This window comes from Neoroseomonas marina (assembly GCF_012927745.1).
GTDB classification, from domain to species: domain Bacteria; phylum Pseudomonadota; class Alphaproteobacteria; order Acetobacterales; family Acetobacteraceae; genus Neoroseomonas; species Neoroseomonas marina.
Genome location: NZ_JABBKX010000002.1, coordinates 186346 through 201830, shown reverse-complemented (window position 1 = coordinate 201830; position 15485 = coordinate 186346). Strand labels below are relative to the sequence as shown.

The 15485-nt window shown below is 72.0% G+C and carries 15 protein-coding genes; 5 read left to right on the top strand and 10 right to left on the bottom strand.

The genetic code is table 11. From position 1 onward, the window contains the following. Positions 1–148: 148 nt before the first annotated feature. Positions 149–1060, top strand: a complete 912-nt coding sequence (locus tag GWK16_RS06185) for a polysaccharide deacetylase family protein (RefSeq protein WP_170053086.1) — start codon at positions 149–151, stop codon at positions 1058–1060. Next, the gene (locus GWK16_RS06180) at positions 1057–1989 is read left to right on the top strand and encodes a polysaccharide deacetylase family protein (protein ID WP_170053085.1); all 933 of its coding nucleotides are present in this window, start codon (positions 1057–1059) and stop codon (positions 1987–1989) included. The genes GWK16_RS06185 and GWK16_RS06180 overlap by 4 nt, the downstream gene beginning before the upstream one ends. 5 nt (positions 1990–1994) lie before the next feature. Here GWK16_RS06180 and GWK16_RS06175 read toward each other — a convergent pair whose 3' ends face one another. From GWK16_RS06175 to GWK16_RS06155, 5 genes are all read right to left on the bottom strand, one after another. Further along, the gene (locus GWK16_RS06175) at positions 1995–2786 is read right to left on the bottom strand and encodes a hypothetical protein (RefSeq protein WP_170053084.1); all 792 of its coding nucleotides are present in this window, start codon (positions 2784–2786) and stop codon (positions 1995–1997) included. Beyond that, a complete protein-coding gene (locus GWK16_RS06170; RefSeq protein WP_338144421.1) occupies positions 2783–5191 on the bottom strand; it encodes an ATP-binding protein in 2409 nt (802 codons plus the stop codon). Before GWK16_RS06170 ends, GWK16_RS06175 begins: the two co-directional genes overlap by 4 nt. A 96-nt stretch (positions 5192–5287) precedes the next feature. After that, positions 5288–6133: a universal stress protein gene (locus GWK16_RS06165; protein ID WP_170053082.1), complete on the bottom strand. Its 846-nt coding sequence runs from the start codon at positions 6131–6133 to the stop codon at positions 5288–5290. A gap of 94 nt (positions 6134–6227) precedes the next feature. Further along, entirely contained in the window at positions 6228–7778 is a 1551-nt protein-coding gene (locus tag GWK16_RS06160) for a D-aminopeptidase (RefSeq protein WP_170053081.1), read from the bottom strand. A 1-nt stretch (position 7779) separates the two neighbouring features. After that, a complete protein-coding gene (locus GWK16_RS06155) occupies positions 7780–8799 on the bottom strand; it encodes an alpha/beta fold hydrolase (RefSeq protein WP_211187163.1) in 1020 nt (339 codons plus the stop codon). Between the two features lie 142 nt (positions 8800–8941). Here GWK16_RS06155 and GWK16_RS06150 point away from each other — a divergent pair, with 142 nt between their 5' ends. Continuing rightward, a complete protein-coding gene (locus GWK16_RS06150) occupies positions 8942–9982 on the top strand; it encodes an amino acid ABC transporter substrate-binding protein (protein ID WP_248291195.1) in 1041 nt (346 codons plus the stop codon). A gap of 115 nt (positions 9983–10097) precedes the next feature. Here the strand turns inward: GWK16_RS06150 and GWK16_RS06145 are convergent, their stop codons facing one another. The 3 genes from GWK16_RS06145 to gloB all read right to left on the bottom strand — a co-directional run bounded on the left by GWK16_RS06145 (position 10098) and on the right by gloB (position 12035). Then, complete coding sequence (locus GWK16_RS06145; protein WP_170053080.1) at positions 10098–10565, bottom strand: cupin domain-containing protein; 468 nt, start codon at positions 10563–10565, stop codon at positions 10098–10100. Next, the gene (locus tag GWK16_RS06140) at positions 10565–11164 is read right to left on the bottom strand and encodes a glutathione S-transferase N-terminal domain-containing protein (RefSeq protein WP_170053079.1); all 600 of its coding nucleotides are present in this window, start codon (positions 11162–11164) and stop codon (positions 10565–10567) included. Before GWK16_RS06140 ends, GWK16_RS06145 begins: the two co-directional genes overlap by 1 nt. Before the next feature lie 145 nt (positions 11165–11309). Then, the gene (gloB, locus tag GWK16_RS06135) at positions 11310–12035 is read right to left on the bottom strand and encodes a hydroxyacylglutathione hydrolase (protein ID WP_170053078.1); all 726 of its coding nucleotides are present in this window, start codon (positions 12033–12035) and stop codon (positions 11310–11312) included. A gap of 69 nt (positions 12036–12104) precedes the next feature. On the opposite strand from gloB, the gene GWK16_RS06130 reads away from it, so the two are divergent. Further along, positions 12105–12809: a class I SAM-dependent methyltransferase gene (locus GWK16_RS06130; protein ID WP_170053077.1), complete on the top strand. Its 705-nt coding sequence runs from the start codon at positions 12105–12107 to the stop codon at positions 12807–12809. 48 nt (positions 12810–12857) lie between these two features. Here GWK16_RS06130 and dapB read toward each other — a convergent pair whose 3' ends face one another. After that, positions 12858–13625 (bottom strand): 4-hydroxy-tetrahydrodipicolinate reductase, encoded by a 768-nt coding sequence (gene dapB / locus GWK16_RS06125; RefSeq protein ID WP_170053076.1) that lies wholly within the window; start codon positions 13623–13625, stop codon positions 12858–12860. A gap of 190 nt (positions 13626–13815) precedes the next feature. On the opposite strand from dapB, the gene GWK16_RS06120 reads away from it, so the two are divergent. Continuing rightward, positions 13816–14202, top strand: a complete 387-nt coding sequence (locus GWK16_RS06120) for a PRC-barrel domain-containing protein (RefSeq protein WP_248291194.1) — start codon at positions 13816–13818, stop codon at positions 14200–14202. A gap of 42 nt (positions 14203–14244) precedes the next feature. Here the strand turns inward: GWK16_RS06120 and dnaJ are convergent, their stop codons facing one another. Then, positions 14245–15393, bottom strand: coding sequence for a molecular chaperone DnaJ (gene dnaJ, locus GWK16_RS06115; RefSeq protein ID WP_170053075.1), 1149 nt, complete (start codon positions 15391–15393; stop codon positions 14245–14247). Positions 15394–15485: the final 92 nt, after the last annotated feature.

Below are 15485 nucleotides of genomic sequence, written 5' to 3'. Positions count from 1 at the left end.
CCGCCAACGAGAAGGTGATCCGCCTCTCGCGCCCCATCATTCACAGCATGGCGGCGGCCGCAACCCGCGGACGGCGGCCGGGGCGCCCACCTTGTCGCCTGCGCGAAGCCATGGAACCTTCCACCCGTCACGCGGGAAGCGGATGCCGATGCTCAAGACCCCCGGCCACTACGACTTCATGCCCTGGCGCCGACGGCCGCGCATCACCTGGCCGAACGGCGCGCGCATCGCCTTCTGGGTGGCCCCGAACATCGAGCATTACGAATACGACCCGCCGCCCAATGCGCGGCGCATGCCCTGGCCGCGGCCGGTGCCCGACGTCGCGGGCTATTCCTGGCGCGACTACGGCAACCGCGCGGGCTTCTGGCGCATGGCGGACGTCATGGCGCGGCACGGCGTGCGTGGCTCCGTCTCCCTCAACGTCGCGGTCTGCGACCACTACCCCGAGATCGTCGAACGCTGCTGCGAACTGGGCTGGGAGCTGTTCAGCCACGGCACCTACAACACCCGCTACTTCTACGGCATGACCGAGGAGCAGCAGCGCGCCGTGATCCGCGAGAACCGCGAGACCATCCTGCGCGCCTCCGGCCAGTCGATGGACGGCTGGCTGACGCCGGCGATCTCCAACGACGAGACGACGCAGCACATCCTCGCCGAGGAAGGCATCCTCTACACGCTGGACCTGCTGCACGACGACCAGCCGACGCCGATCCGCACCCGCGGCGGGCAGCGCCTCGTCTCGATCCCCTATTCGCTGGAAGTGAACGACGTCCCGCTCTTCGTCATGCGCAACACGCCGCCCGACCGCTACGCCGCCATCTGCAAGGCGCAGTTCGACCTGCTGTACGAGGAAGGCGCGGACTCCGGCACGGTGATGTGCCTGCCCATCCACCCCTATCTGATCGGTCAGCCCCACCGCATCGCCGCGCTGGAGGAGGTGCTGCGCCACGTCACCGGCCACGACAAGGTCTGGCTGGCGACGGGGCGCGAGATCGCGCGGCACTACATCGACCACCACCTCGCCGCCCATGACGCCTGGATCGCGGAGGGCACGCCGTGATCGGCCTCCCCGAAGACTATTTCGTCTACCCGCATCGCCGGCGGGGCATGGACCATGCGCGCTACCCCTACCGCATCCTGCCGCGCACCAGCCCGGTGCAATGGCCAGGCGGGGCGCGCATCGCGCTCTGGGTCGCGGTGCATGCCGGGCATTTCCCGATGGACATGCCGCTCAAGCCCTTCACCGCGCCGGGCGGCATGGAACGGCCCTATCCCTCCTTCTGGGATTTCACCCAGCGCGACTACGGCAGCCGCATCGGCATCTACCGCCTGATGCAGGCGATGGGATCGCGCGGCGTGAAGGGCACGGCGCTGATCAGCGCCATGCTGGCGCGCGAATATCCGGTGCTGATGGACGACATCGCCAAGGCCGGGTGGGAGCCCGCCTGCGCGGGCCTCGACATGGCGCACCTGCATCACGGCGGCGTCGCGGAAGCGGACGAACGCGCCTGGGTCGCGCTCGCCACCTCCCTGCTGCGCGGCCGCTTCGGCGATGCCGTGCAGGGCTGGCATTCCCCCGCCCATTCGGAATCCCACCGCACGCCGGACATCGTCGCCGGCGCCGGCTACGCCTGGACCAGCGGCTGGCTGAACGACGACATGCCCTATGCCTTCGCGACCGAGGCCGGCACGCTGACCGCCATGCCGCTGCCGCAGGACCTCGCGGACCAGCGCATGCTGCACCAGCAGAACATGGCGACCGAGGATTTCGTGAACGCCGTCCTCGCCGCCCATGCCGCCCTCGACGCCGAGGCAAAGGCGACGGGCTCAGGCCGCATCCTGACGGTCTCGGTCACGCCCTGGCTGATGGGCCAGCCGCACCGGATCCGCGCCTTCGGTGCGATGCTCGACGCCATCCTCGCGCGCGGGGCCGTCTGGTCCGCGACGGGCAGCGAGATCATGCAGGCCTGGCGCGCCCAGCCGGGCTGACCACGTCAGCGCACCAGCACCGGCACCCGCCGCAGCACGGCGAGCCGCGGCGCCGCTTCCTCGTCCTGCGCCGCCACCGCCGCGCGCGGCAGCACCAGCAGGCTCTCCGCGATGCCGCCCAAGGCTTCCAGGATGGCGGCACCGGTCAGCGCGCGCAGGCGCCGCCGCGTCACCCCGGCCTCGCGCCCCGCCGGGTGCGGCACGCCCGGCGGTTCGAGCAGCACCAGCCGCTCCCCCGCCGCCGCGGCAATCCGTCGCGCCATCGCCTCCGCCTCGGCATCCGTCGCGAGGCCCACCACCGGCCCATGCCGGCGTGCCAGGCGCGGCGGCACCAGCAGCACCCCGGCCTCGGACCCCAGCGCTGCGCGCCAGCCCCGCCGGAAGCCGCCGAAGGCCCGCCCGGCCGCGCTTTCCGGCGCGCCGATCACCAGGATGTCGGCGACGCCGCACAGCCCCGCGACGCAGACGCCGACCTCCCCGCGCATCACCTCGAAGCCCGCCGGCACGCCGAGCCGCGCGCATTCCGCCTCGAGCCGCCGCCGCAGCCTGGTGGCGGCGGCCTCCAGCCCCGCGGCGACATCCGCCGCCGCGATCGGCCGCCAGCCATGATCGGGCAGGCGCAACTCCCGCGCGAAGCCATGGCCGGCGAGCGCCAGCAACGCCTCGTCCTCGACGAAGACGCCGAGCAGCTCGTGTCCCAGATGCTGCGCCAGCAGCGCCGCCGCCTCGATGCCCGCCGCATCGCCAGCCAGGCCGAGCTCCAGCAGGATCCGATGTCGCGGCGGAGGCGCGCTCATTCCTCCTCCTTCGTGCCCCGGCCCGTCCTGGCGCGGCGGATGGCGGCGAAGCGGGCCAAGGTGGCTTCGACGCGCCCGTTGATGCTGCCATAGGGGAAGCGTCCATCCGCACCGCGCTCGCCCGGCTCGCGGCCCATCAGCAGCCGCGCCGCCTCATCGATGCCGCCGACGGCATGCACGGCGAAGCGCCCCGCGGCGCAGGCCTGCACGACATCCGCGCGCAGCATCAGATGCTGCACGTTCGACGCGGGGATGATCACGCCCTGCGTCCCGGTCAGCCCGCGCGCGGCGCAGATCTCGAAGAAGCCCTCGATCTTCTCGTTCACGCCGCCGATCGGCTGGATGTCGCCATGCTGGTTCACCGATCCGGTGATGGCGAAATCCTGGCGCATCGGCAGCCCCGACAGCGCCGAGAGCAGCGTCAGCAACTCGGCCGCGGAGGCGCTGTCCCCCTCAACGCCGCCATAGGACTGCTCGAAGACCAGGCTCGCCTGCAACGACATCCCGCCTTTCTGCGCGTAGCGCCCGGCGAGGAAGCCCGAGAGGATCATCACCCCCTTGGAATGGATCGGCCCGCCGAGCTCCACCTCCCGCTCGATGTCGACGATCCGTCCGCTGCCCGGCCGCACCCGCGCGGTGATGCGGGTCGGCCGGCCGAAGGCGAGGCCGCCGAGGTCGAGCACGCTCAGCCCATTCACCTGCCCGACCCGTTCGCCGGCGGTGTCGATCAGCGCCACGCCGCGTAGGATGGACTCGCGCGTCAGCAGCACCGGCCGCTCGAGCCGGCGCCGCTGTTCGGCGATCGCGCGCTCGACGTCCTCGCGCTCCGTCACCGCGCGCCCGGCCGCCCCGGCCCAGTGCGCAGCCTCGATGACGAGGTCGCGCAGATCCTCCACCAGCAGCGTCAGCCGCTCGGAATCGCCGGCGAGCCGCGCCGCGTGCTCGATCGCGCGCGCCACCGCATCGCGCGACAGCGGCCGTGCGCCACCCTCCTGGGCCAGTGTCGCGATGAGCCGCGCCAGCATCGCCTCGCTCTCCGGGCTGCGCACCGCTTCGTCGTCGAAATCCGCGACGATCTTGAAGTGGCGCGCAAGGTCCGGGTCATAGGCGGCGAGCATGTAGTAGAGCATCCGCTCGCCCACCAGCACGACCTTGGCATCGAAGGGGATCGGGTCGGGCTCGAGCGAAACGGTCTGGGCGAGACCCATGAAGCGCGCGGGATCCTCGATGACGATCTCGCCCCGCGTCAGCGTGCGCTTCAGCGCTTCCCACGAGAAGGGTTCCGTCAGCAGCGCGCGCGCGTCGATGACGATGGTCCCGCCATTCGCACGGTGCAGCGCGCCGGCGCGGATCATCCGGAAGTTCGTCACCAGCGCGCCCTGCACCGGCAGGTGCTCGATGCGCCCGACCAGGTTGGCGAGCGTGGGATGCAGCTCCTCGACCACCGGCGCGCCCGCCGGCGCCCCGTTGTGCGTGACGAGCACGTTGACGGCATAGCGGTCGAGCGGCGATCCCGCCCGCAGCCCGGGCGGCAACGCTTCCGCGCCCTCGCTTGGTTCGCCGACGAAAAGCTGCACGTTCTCCACGAGGTCGGCGCGGACGGCCTCGAGATGCGCCGTCACCTCGGGCAGGTCGACGAAAGGCGCGGCGGCCTCGCTCACCGCCTCGTCGATGACGAACTTCGCCGTCTCGCGGTCCAGCGCCCGCACGGCGTCGCGGCGCTGCTTCTCGATGCGCGGTATCGCCCGCAGCGTCTGTTCGAGTTCCTTCTCGATGCGCTCGATATGGCCGCGCGCTTCCTTCTGCTGCGCCTCGGGCCAGGTGGAGAATTCCTCGGGCGGCACCACCTTGCCGTCCCTGGCCGGCGCGACGGCGAAGCCCATCGGCGTGCGCACGATCGCCATGCCCTCGGCCGACGCCTTCTCGGCGAGCGCCGCGAAGGCTTGCTCCGCCTGGCCATGGAGGGAGCTTTCGATCGCGCTGCGCCGCCGCTGGTAGTCCTCGCCCTCGAACATGGCGGGCAGGGCTGCGCGCAGTTCCTCGATCATGCCGGCGAGGGCGGCCTGCAGCGCCGGGCCGCGCCCGGCGGGCAGGGACAGCGCGTGCGGCCGATGCGACGCCGCGAAGCAATTGACATAGACCCAGTCGGGCGGCGGCGGCTGGCTCTTCGCACGTTCCTCCAGCAGCGCGCGCACCGATCCGCCGATGCGGGCGCCGGACCGGCCGATGGCGAAGATGTTGAAGCCCCGCGCGCCGATCGCGGCGCCGAGGCCGATCGCCTCCCGCGCCCGCTCCTGCCCGGGCAGCCCGGGCAGCGGGGCGAGGTCTTCCGTCGTCGCGAAGGGCAGCGCCGAAAGATCCGCGGCGCGATGGAGCCGTTCGACCGGAAGGGGCGCGGTCGTCACGGCCACCATGTCCCCGCCGGGGGTCGCATCCCGGCGGGCGCTGGAAGGTCGAGCAGTCCCGGGTCGCCTGGTCACGGCATCCTCCGGGCCCGGAAATCAGTGGGCCATCAGCACCGGCGCGGTCATCTGCTTCATCAGCGTCCGCGTCACGCCCCCCAATATGGTCTCGCGCAGGCGCGAATGCCCGTAGGCGCCCATCACGATGAGGTCGGCGGAGATTTCCGAGGCCCGGTTGAGCAGCAGGTCGCCGGCGCCGACCTCGGGTGCGACGCTGTGCTCGACCTCGACCTTCAGCCCATGCCGCGCCAGGTGCCGCGCGATGTCCGCGCCCGGCTCCTCGCCATGGCCATCGATGCCGCGGCGCGGATTGACCGAGGAGACGACGACCTTCGCGTTCGGCGCGATCACGGGGATCGCGTCATTCACCGCGCGTGTGGCCTGCGCGCTTGCGTTCCAGCCGACCAGCACGCGCGTGCCGATGGTCGTGAAGTCGCCGGTGTAGGGCACGACGAGGACCGGCCGCCCGCTATCGAACAGCGTCGCCGACAGGACGGCGCCCGCCGTCGGCAGCCCTTCGTCGGCGCTCGCCTGGCCGAGCACGGTGAGGTCCGCATAACGCGCATGCAGCGGGACGAGTTCCGCCCCGGACCCTTCCGCGAGCCGCCATTCGCCGGACAGCCCCTCGCGCCGGATGGTCTCGTTGAAGGTGGCTTCGACCTTCGCCGCTTCGCCCAGCGCGTCGTTGCGCATGCGGTCGATCATCTCCGCCAGCACGGCGCCGCTGGACGCATCGGAGGCCGCGAGCACCGGCAGCATCACGTCCACCACGAAGAGGCCGACCAGATGCGCCCCGTTCCGCCGCGCCAGTTCGACCGCCAGACGCAGCCGCGCCGGCGATGCCGCGGTCTCGTCGAGATGCACCAGGATGTCCTTCAGCGCCATCGCGTCGTCCTCCGACCTCGTTCCGTCCCATCCGAGACTAGCGGCATGGGGCGCCCCTGGATTGATCGGCGTCAAGTCCCGCCCACGGCACGGGTCACGCGGCGCGCTCGTAGCGCAGCCGCCGCGCCAGCCAGCAGCCGAGCAGGATCTCGTCGACGCGCCCATCCGCATTCCGCTGGACCGACAGCGTCCAGTCTCCCGGCGGCGTGTGGTCCAGCGCGCGCGGGCAGGGCAGGGCCCAGAGGTCCTCGGCGATCGGTTCCAGCACTTCCATCCGCCCCTGCCCGAGGAAGCCCGAGAAGGCGCCGTAGAGCACGCCGCCCGCATCCTCGACCGTCAGCACGGCGTCGAGTTCCTCGCAGCGATACCGCCCGGCGATGTCGGGCCGTGGCGCGCCGCCGCGCCGTTCCAGCAGCGCCGTCTGGTTCTCGGCGGGCCGTTCCATGCGCAGCCCGTCGACGGTCATGCGCAGCACCGTGCCGGCATTCCCGGCACTGCCATCCGCCCGCAGGTCCAGCCGTTCCGCCGAATGCCCGTAGCGCAGCCGGATCCGTCCCCCGCCGAGACCGTCGATCCGCGCCGACAGGCCCGTCTCCGGCTCCACCCAGGCGCCGGCCCAGTCCGGCACGGGCCGGTCCGCCGGCGCCGCCGGCCGCTCGACACCGAGCACCGCCGCCAGCACATCCAGCGCCGCGCCATGCGCGTCCGACAGGTGGTTGAACATCACCACCACCGAGACGCGTTCCTCCGGCACGTAGAAGCGATGGCTGCGCCACCCGCGCAGGGCGCCGCCATGACCGATGACGGTGCGCCTGAACTCGGTCGCGCTGCGCAGCCCGAAGGCATAGGGCGCCGGCGCGCCATCGGCGAAGCGCGCGGGCCGCGTCAGCCGCGCATGGAGCGACGTCTCGTCCTCCCGCGTCGCATCGATGTGCCGTTCCCAGCCGATCATGTCGTCCAGCGAGGCGCCGAGCCCCGCATCGCCGGTCCACAGGATGCGGTTCACCGCGGCGCGGAAGCCGCTCGCGACATTGCCCTCATAGCCCTCGGTCCCGTCCGGCATGGCGCGCGCATCCGCCGCGAGGAAGGCACTCCCCATCCCCGCGCGATCGAAGACCCGCGCGCGCAGCAGCTCCGCGAAGCTCCGGCCCGTCCGCGCCTCGAGGATGTCCGACAGCAGGCGGAAGTTCTGGTTCACGTAGGAATACCGCGTGCCCGGCGAGAACTGCAGGCTGCGCGTGCCGCCGATCACCGCCGCCGATTCCGCATCCCCGAACGGTGCCTCGACCGGCGATCCATGCAGCATCGCCACCGCCCAGTAGTCCCGCAGCCCCGACTGGTTGTGGCAAAGGTGCAGCACGCCCGGCGCCGGTTCCGCGAGCAGCGGCAGCCGCGCGCGCACATCGCCATCGAGCACCGAGGGATCCGCGAAGGCATCCAGCAGCACCGCGCAGGTGAACTGCTTGGTGATGGAGCACATGCGGAACAGCGTCCGCGGCGTGAAGGGAATCCGCCGCTCCGCATTGGCGTAGCCCCAGGCATGGCGCACCAGCACCTCGCCCGCGCGGACCACCGCCACGGCCCCGCCGGGCCCGGGATAGTCGCGCGCCAGCGCCGTGACGGCACGTTCGATGCGGTCGGTCATCTCAAGCCTCCAGGAAGGCGCGCACGTGGTGACGGAGGAAGGCGGCATCCTCCGCATTGGCCATCGGATTCCCCGCACGATGGCCCCAGATGGACGGGATGGGCGTGAGCGTCCCATGCCGCAGATGCTGCAGCTCGGCCTCGTTGTCCGCGACGCGGAAATACAGGTCGGTCGCCGAGGGCATCAGCAGCACCCGCGCCTCGATCGCCGCGAGCGCGCGCGCGAGGTCGCCGCCGTAGCGCGGGTCGTCCGCGATGTCCCCCGCGTCCCAGGTGCGCATCTGCGCCAGCAGGTCCGCCGCCGCGCGGCGCGCGAAGCGTTCCTCCCAATCCGTGCGCAGGAAGGTGTCGAGGTCCGGCGCCTTCAGCGCCGACAGGTGCAGCCCCGCGCGATAGAAATCCTGGCTCAGCGCCCAGCCGGCATAGAGTCGCCCGAAGGCCCGCAGCGCGGCGGCCGGCTGCGCCGAGAACAGCGCGGTGCCGTCGTACTCCGGCGCCGCCTCCAGCACCGCCATCATGCCCTTGAGGAAGACACGGTTGTGCACGGCGGTCCGCGCGCTGCCGCAATTCACCACGATGCGCGACACCGCATCCGGGAAGGCCGCAGCCCAGTGATAGGCCTGCTGTGCGCCCATCGACCAGCCATAGACCGCATGAACGCGCGTCACGCCGAACACCTCGGCCAGCAGCCGCCGCTGCGCGCCGACATTGTCCCATGCCGTCACCAGGCGTGGCCAGGACGGTGTGTTGCTCGGCGAGGACGACAGTCCGCCCGCGAACATGTTCGGGATCACCACGCACCAGCGTGTCGGATCCAGCACGCCATCCCGCGCGATCAGCCATTCGAGGTCCGGATGCTGCGCCCCGTAGCTGGTCGGATAGAGCACCAGGTTGTCCCGCGCCGGCGAGAGCGTCCCATGCGCCTTCCACACGATCCGCGCCCCGGGCAGCGTGCCGCCCTTGCGCAGCGCCAGGTCGCCCAGCTCGAACACGCCCTCCTGCACCGGCCAGTCCATCCGCATGCCCCCTCGCCGTCTCCGGGCTCAGCCTACAGCGCACGCTTCGCCTGGCCGAGGGGCCATCGCGCTCGCCGGGACGGTTGACACGCCGCGCGCCCGCCGCCGACGATGCGCGCGGGAGACTTCAACAGGAGAGGCGAGAGCCATGATGTACCGGGGCCTTATGGCCGCCGCGCTGATGCTGTGCGCGGGTTTCAGCGCCACCGTTCAGGCGCAGCAGAACACCATCCCGAGCCCGACGCTCGACGCGATCCGCGCGCGCGGATCGCTCAACTGCGGCATCGGCACCGGCGTCGCCGGCTTCGCGCTGCCCGACAGCCGCGGCGTGTGGCAGGGCCTCGATGCCGATCTCTGCCGCGGCCTCGCCGCGGCGATCTTCAACGACCCCGCCAAGGTCCGCTTCATCCCGCTCTCCTCCTCGACGCGCTTCACCGCGCTAGGGTCGGGCGAGGTCGACGTGCTGTTCCGCACCTCGACGCAGACCATGCTGCGCGACACGACGCTCGGCCTGCGGCACGTCACCACCTATTTCTACGACGGCCACGGCTTCATGGTACGCGCCAATGCCGGCGTGCAGCGCGTGCGCGACATGGCGGGTGCGACCATCTGCCTGATCCAGGGCACGACGAACGAACAGGTGACGGCGGACTACTTCCGCTCGGTCAACGTGGCCTTCCAGCCCGTGGTGTTCGAACGCACGGACCAGGCCCAGGCCGCGCTCGTCGCCGGGCGCTGCGACAGCTTCGGCACCGACGCCTCGCAGCTCGCCGGCGTGCGCTCCTCCATGCCCAACCCGCGCGAATGGACCATCCTGCCCGAGCGCTTCTCGAAGGAGCCTTACGGCGCCTATGTCCGCCGCGGTGACGACAACTGGTACGACGTCGTCCGCTGGTACACGACCGCGATCATCGAGGCCGAGGAACAGGGCATCACCCAGGCGAATGCCGAGGAGATGCGCCGCACCGCCGCCAACCCGAACACGCGCCGCCTGCTCGGCGTGACGCCGGAACTGGGCCAGTCGATCAAGCTCGACCCGCTCTGGGCCTACAACGCGATCCGCGCCATCGGGAACTACGGCGAGCTGTACGAACGCACGATGGGCGAGAACACGCCGGTCTCGCTGCCGCGCGGGCCGAACCGGCTGCACACGCAGGGCGGGCTGCTCTACGCGCTGCCGATGCGGTGATGAAGCATGGGGGAGGTGAACCTCCCCCAGACCCCCTCCCTTCTTTGATTCCGGGCGCCGGCCGCCCCGGTCAGTCCCCAGGTATCGAAGGAAGGAGGGGGGACTCGGGGGGAGTTCACTCCCCCCGACCTGCCCGCGGCCGTGACCGCCAGTCCGGCGGCGCCAGCTCGAACCCGGCGAAGTCGAAGGCGGGGCTCACCGTGCATCCCACCAGCGTCCATCGCCCGAGCGACACTGCGCTCTGCCACCATCCCTTCGGCACGATCGCGAAGGGCCGCTGGTGCCGCGACAGGTCGGGCCCGAGATGCACCGCCTCCGCATCGTGCCCGTCGGGCGACATGCTCAGCGCGAGCGGGCCGCCCGCATACCAGTGCCAGGCCTCGGCCGCGTCGACGCGGTGCCAGTGGCTGAACTCGTCGGCCGCGAGCAGGAAGTAGATCGCCGTCCCCGCCCCGCGCGACCCGTCCGCCGGCGCGTCGCGCCAGGTCTCGCGGTAATGCCCGCCCTCGGGGTGCGGCTGCAGGCCGAGCGCCGCGATGACCTGCGCGGCCGTGACCGACGGATCGCGCAGGTCGGGCGGCATCAGCCGACCGGCACGGTCTGCGCGATCGGTGCGGCCTTCGACACCTCGGCGAACCAGGCCGCGAGCTTCGGATGCGCCTCCCGCCAGGGCTCCTGCCCGAAGCGGAAGTCGAGGTAGCCGAGCGCGCAGGCCGTCGCGATCTCCCCGATATGCGCGAGCCCCTTGGGCGGGGTCTTCTCGAGCACGCCGAGCGCGCGGTCGATCGCCGCCTTCTGCCGCGCGTCGAAGGCCTTGCGGCCATCGTCCTGCGGCAGCGCCATCTGCATCCGTCGCGCCACCGCGGCATCCATGATGCCATCGGCCGTCGCATGCATGATCTGCGCGGCGAGCCGCGCGGGCGTGCCGGTCGGCGGGAACAGCGCCGGCGCATCGCCGATGGTGTCGAGGTATTCGCAGATCACCGGGCTGTCGTAGATCGCGGTCCCGTCGTCGGCGACGAGCGCGGGCACCTTCGACAGCGGATTGTCCGCCAGCAGCCCGGCCGGCGAGACATGCGGGTTGGTGTCCACCTTCTCGATGCGCCCATCGAGGCCGCGCGCGAAGGCGCAGGCCATCACCTTCCGCACATAGGGGCTGGCGGGCGAATAGTGCAGCTTCATGCCTGGTCGTTCCTCCCGAGGGTTCCAACAGCGCTACGCAGCAATCCCCTGCGGCCCGCAGGGCCGGGCGCCCGAACGGGCGCCGCCGCCAGTGCGGCGAAGCCAAGGGCCGCGGATGCGGCCCGCCCGGCGTCTGAGGGCAAGGTTATCTGAAATTGTCCTTCGCGGTCCGGATGCGCGCGAGCGTCGCGACGTCCTTCGCGCGCAGGAACGGATTGGCCGAAAGTTCCTGCCCGATCGTCGTCGGCACCGTCGCCTGCCCCGCCGCGCGCTGCATCGCGATCTCGTCCGCCCGCGCGCGCAGCGCCGGGTTCTCCGGTTCCACGGTCAGGGCGAAGCGCGCATTGCTCTCGCTGTACTCGTGGCCGCAGCAGACCAGCGTCTCGGGCGGCAGCACGGCCAGGCGCTGCAGGCTCCCGAACATCTCCTCCGCCGTCCCTTCGAGCAGCCGTCCGCAGCCGAGCGAGAACAGCGTGTCCCCGCACAGCAGGATGGCCGAATCCGGAAGGTGGAAGGCGATGTGGCCCCGCGTGTGGCCATCGCTCGCCAGCACTTCGACCGGCACGCCGAGAACGTCGATCACCTGGCCCGGGGACACCGCGACATCGAGCTTCGGCAGGCGATGCGCATCGGCGGCGGCGCCGATCACCTTCGCGCCGGTCTGCGCGACGAGGTCGGCGACGCCCGCGACATGATCGCCATGGTGGTGGGTCAGCAGGATGACATCGAGCGTGCCGCCCACCGCCGCCACCGCTGCGGCCACCGGCGCCGCCTCTCCCGGATCGCAGACGGCGCAGCGCCCGTCCGCGGCGCGCAGCAGCCAGGCATAGTTGTCCGAAAGACACGGCACGGCCGTCACCTTGAGTGGCATGGGGCGGTGTCTCCTTGGGTATGTCGAAGGGGCATCCCATCCGCCCCCCGGTCCCCCTATATCGTCCGCATGGGCGGTGAGGTCCACGGTCTCGGCCGATTCTATGCGTCGCCGGCGGGGGCGGCTGCGGGGCGCCTGGTCGCCCAGCGGCTGCGTGCGCTGTGGCCGGCGCTGCCGCGCCTCGCCGTGCTCGGCATCGGCCATGCCGGACCCTATCTCGACCTGTGGCGGCGCGAGGCGGCCCGGTGCATCGCGCTCTCCCCCGCGCAGCTCGGCGTCGCGACCTACCCGTCCGGCGGCCCCTCGGCGGCGCTGGTCGCCGAGGAAGACGGCCTGCCCTTCCCCGATCTCACCTTCGACCGGATCCTGCTCGTCCACGGGCTCGAAACGGCCGAGAACGCCCGGCGCCTGCTGCGCGAGGTCTGGCGGGTGCTGAAGGACGACGGTCGCCTGCTGGTGGTCGCGCCCAACCGCCGGGGCCTGTGGGCGCATGCCGAGCACACCCCGTTCGGGCACGGCCAGCCCTATTCGCCGGGCCAGGTGGGGCGGCTGCTGACGCGGCACCTGTTTCACGTGGAGCGTCGCGCCTCCGCCCTCTACACCCCGCCCTACGGTCCCTTCCTACGCGCGGGCGGCACCTGGGAGGCGATCGGACGGGCCGCCTGGCCGGCGCGGCATGCGGGCCTGGCCATCGTCGAGGCGCGCAAGGATCTCCTCGCCGCGACCCCGGCCGGCGAACCGGCGCTGGCACGGCGAGTCCTGCTGCCGGCCTGAGGTCGCGCCGGCGGCCGTCGTGGCAGGCCGGACCGTGCCGGCCCCGCGTCACATCCCGAGCACATCCTTCATCCCGTAGAGGCCCGGCGCCCGGCCCTTGAGCCACAGCGCCGCGCGCACCGCCCCGGTCGCATAGACGCGCCGGTCGAAGGATTTGTGCGTGAGGCTGATGTGCTCGGAGCCCGCGGCGAAGACCAGCGTGTGCTCGCCAACCACCTGGCCGCCGCGCAGCGCGGCGAAGCCGATCGTGCCGGTCCCGCGCGCCCCGCAATGCCCGTCGCGCCCCGATTCGATCCCCGCGGCCTCGAGCGTCGTGCCCCGCCCGGCGGCGACGGCGCGCCCCAGCGCGATGGCCGTGCCGGACGGCGCATCGACCTTCTGGCGGTGATGCATCTCGACGATCTCGGCGTCGTACTGTTCGGGCGGCAGGGCGGCGGCCATGCGCTCGGCGATGGCGAGGAACAGGTTCACCCCCGGCGCGAAATTGGCCGCGTAGACGATGGCGACGCGCTTCGCCGCTTCCGCCACCGCCGCCTCGTCCTCGAGCGACAGGCCGGACGACCCCAGCACCAGCGGCGTGCCGGTCTCGGCGGCCGTCGCGGCGTGGGTGCGGGCATTGCCCGCATGGGTGAAGTCGATGACGACCTCGGATGCGCCGCACAGCGCGCCGAAATCTGGCAGCACCTGGATGCCGGCCGGCGCCGTCCCCGACCGCAGCGTGCCCCCCGCGACGGAGGCGCCGGCGGTCGGCACCTCCTCGGCCAGCAGGCGGCCCATGCGGCCGGCGATGCCGGCGATGCCGATACGGGTGGTCATGCTGGTGCTCCTCCTCAGGCCGAGGCCCAGCGTGTGCGGACGCCGCAGGGCGCGGTCAAGGCCGCGACGACCGCCTGGCTCCCGCATCGTCCGCCGGGGTCCCGCCGGGAGCACACGGGTTTGTCATGGGTTGGATGGAACCGCCCGCGGCCCGGCGCGTTCCTCCCGCAGCCACGACAGGAGCATGGCAATGACCGCGATCGACCCGCGCCGCGACGCGCACCCGACCACCAAGGACATGACCGCGCCGACCACCGGGCACCTCATCGCCGGCGGCAAGGTCGCCGGCACCGACGTCTATTCCTTCGACCAGGAACACATCGGCCGCATCGAGGACGTGATGCTCGACAAGCCGACCGGCCGCGTCGCCTATGCGGTGCTGTCCTTCGGCGGCTTCATGGGCCTGGGCTCGAAGCACTACCCTCTGCCGTGGGACATGCTGCGCTACGACACGACGCTCGGCGGCTATGTCGTGAAGCTGGACAAGGCGCAGCTGGAACGCGCGCCGGTCGCCGAGGAAGGCTGGCAGGACCGCCGCGGCACGATCGACGACTACTGGGCGATGCCGGTGGTGTAGCCGGCGCACGGAACGGGGAGGGCGACGCCCTCCCCGGCGCCGTCAGCGCCCCAGCCCGTCCCAGAACTCCTTCACCTTCGCGAAGAAGCCCTCGCTCTCCGGGTGCGTCTTGCCGCCCGTCCCGGCATCGGCCTCGAACTGCTCGAGCAGTTCCCGCTGCCTGGGCGTCAGGTTCTGCGGCGTCTCGACGCTGACCTGGACATACATGTCCCCGCGCGCTGCGGACCGCAGCACCGAGAATCCCTTGCCCCGCAAGCGGAACTGGTCGCCCGTCTGCGTGCCGGACGGGATCGTCACCTTCGCGCGCCCGCCGTCGATGCTCGGCACCTCGACATGTCCGCCAAGGGCCGCCTGCGTCATGCGCAGCGGCACGCGGATGAAGATGTTCGCGCCGTCCCGCTGGAAGATCGGGTGCGGCTTCACCGCGATGTCGACGTAGAGATCGCCCGACGGCGCCCCCCGCAGCCCTGCCTCGCCTTCGCCCGCGAGCCGGATGCGGGTGCCGTCCTCCACCCCCGGCGGGATCGTCACGTTCAGCGAGCGCTCCCGCTGCACGCGCCCCGCGCCGTGGCAGATCTTGCAGGGGTTCTTGATGATGCGCCCGGATCCGCCGCAGGTCGGGCAGGTCCGCTCGATCAGGAAGAAACCCTGCTGCGCGCGGATCTTCCCCTGGCCGTTGCAGCCCGGGCAGGTCTGCGCGCCGGCGGACGACCCGCCTTCCGCACCGGTTCCCTTGCAGGCCTCGCAGGAGACCGAGGTGGGAATGCGGATGTTGCTCTTGGTCCCGCCGAAGGCGTCCTCGAGGCTGATCTCCACCTGCGTGCGCAGATCCGCCCCGCGGCCCGTGGCACCGCCGCGCGCCCCGCGCCCGCCGCCGCCGAAGCGGCCGAACATCTCCTCGAAGATGTCCTCGAAGGCGCCCCCGAAGGGACCGCCGCCGAAGCCGCCGCCACCGGGCCCGCCCTGTTCGAAGGCGGCATGGCCGAAACGGTCGTAGGCCGCGCGCTTCTCGCCGTCCTTCAGGACGTCATAGGCCTCGTTCAGCTCCTTGAACCGGGCCTCGGCGTCCGCGTCCCCCTGGTTGCGGTCAGGGTGGTACTTCATCGCCAGCTTGCGATAGGCCTTCTTCAGGGCCTCCTCATTGGCGTCGCGGGTGACGCCAAGGACCTCGTAGTAGTCACGCTTCGACATAGCTCGTGCCCTCAGACGGCGGGCGCCGCGCATCCGCGCGGCTTGCCTTCGCGCCCTGCACTGCCGCTCCGGCGACAACAGTTGGTCCGTGC